This is a genomic window from Immundisolibacter sp. (genome assembly GCF_041625615.1).
GTDB lineage: Bacteria > Pseudomonadota > Gammaproteobacteria > Immundisolibacterales > Immundisolibacteraceae > Immundisolibacter.
Genome location: NZ_JBFJTF010000232.1, coordinates 1 through 1790, shown reverse-complemented (window position 1 = coordinate 1790; position 1790 = coordinate 1). Strand labels below are relative to the sequence as shown.

General features: G+C 68.0%; 2 protein-coding genes. Both read right to left on the bottom strand.

Annotated features, from left to right (window positions below):
• Positions 1-786 (bottom strand): ornithine carbamoyltransferase (argF, locus tag ABYX71_RS11830; RefSeq protein WP_372696693.1); only part of this gene is annotated, 786 nt, incomplete at its 3' end.
• Positions 787-794: 8 nt separating this feature from the next.
• Positions 795-1790, bottom strand: a 996-nt coding sequence (locus ABYX71_RS11825; protein WP_372696692.1) for an aminotransferase class III-fold pyridoxal phosphate-dependent enzyme, incomplete at its 5' end; no start/stop codon positions are given.

Here is a 1790-nt window from a genome sequence, read left to right as displayed (position 1 = left end):
TGCCGGCAGGCAGTGCATGAAGATGGCAGCCGGCGCGGCCTTCGTCATCAACGCGGGATCCACCTGATAGCCGGCGAACGCGGCCTGCCGGGCTGCGCTCTCGTCTTCCTGGCCCATGCTGGCCCACACGTCGGTGACCACCACGTCGGCACCGGCCGCTGCCGCCGCCGGATCATCGGTCACCTGCACGCAGTCGGCGTGGGTCGCCAGCAATTCCGGTTCCGGGCGATAGCCGGCCGGCGCGGCGATGCGCAGCTCGAAGCCGAACAGACGCGCGGCCTTGATCCACGATTGGCACACGTTGTTGCCATCACCAATGAATGCCGCGGTACGGCCGCGGATGTCGCCGTGGCGCTCGGTCCAGGTCAGGATGTCGGCCAGCAGCTGGCAGGGGTGGAAGCGGTCCGTCAGGGCGTTGATGACCGGTACGGTCGAGTTGGCGGCCAGCAGTTCCAGGCGCTCATGGGCTGCGGTGCGCACCACCAGCACATCGACCATGCGCGAGAGCACGCGCGCCGAATCCTCGACCGTTTCACCGCGGCCGAGCTGGATGTCGCGCGGCGACAGGAACATGCTGTGTCCGCCCAGGTGCGTCCAGGCGGCCTCGAACGAGGCCCGTGTGCGGGTCGACGATTTCTCGAACAGCATCGCCATCACCTTGCCCGGGTAGCGTACCTGCCGGTCGCCACGCCGGTGTGCGGCCTTGAGCTCCCCGGCACGCGCAATCAAGGCGCCCAGTTCGTCCGGTGTGAGGTCAGTCAGCGTCAGGAAGTGTCGGGTGCTCATCGCGGCTTTCAGGCGTGGTCACAGAATTCGACGATCAGCGGACACAGCGTGTCCAGCAGCAGGCCCGCTTCATCGTCGCTCATTACCAGCGGCGGCAGCAGGCGCACCACGCGATCGGCGGTGACGTTGATCAGCAGTCGCCGCTCAAGGGCGCGCTCGACCAGTTCGGTGCATGGCCGGTCCAGTTCAATGCCGATCAGCAGTCCCTGGCCGCGGATATCGACCACGCCGGCGCAACCGGACAGCCGCTCATTCAATGCGGACAGCAGCTGTCCGCCCAGACGGCCGGCGCGTTCCACATAGCCCTCGCGCTCGATGATGTCGAGCGTCGCCAGCGCTGCCCGGCAGGCCAGCGGATTGCCGCCGAAGGTGCTGCCGTGGTTGCCGGCACCCAGGATGTCGAGCGCTCGCCCACCGGCCAGGCAGGCGCCAATCGGCAGGCCATTGGCGAGACCCTTGGCCAGGGTCATCACGTCCGGCGTGACGCCGTGGTGTTGGCTGGCGAACCAGTGACCACTGCGGCCAACGCCGGTCTGGATCTCGTCCAGCATCAGCAACCAGCCGTGCTGGTCACACACGGCGCGGGCGCCGGCCAGGTAGTCCGGCGATGGCAGTCGGATGCCGCCTTCCCCCAGCAACGGTTCCAGCAACAAGGCGACGACGTCACGCCGACGCTCGGCGACCCGCTGCAGGGCGTCGAGGTCGTTGTACGGGACGCGCGTGAAGCCCTGCACCAGCGGTTCGAAGCCGGCCTGCACCTTGCGGTTGCCGGTGGCGGTCAGGGTGGCCAGGGTGCGTCCGTGGAAACTGCCGTCGGCCACCACGACCGTGGGTACGTCGATGCCGCGAGAATGACCGTACTTGCGGGCGAGCTTGATCGCCGCTTCGTTGGCTTCCGCTCCCGAGTTGCAGAAGAAGGCCTGCTGCAGGCCGGACAGTGCGCTCAGGCGGTCGGCCAGGCGGGCCTGTAACGGCACCTGGTACAGGTTTGAGGTATGCACCAG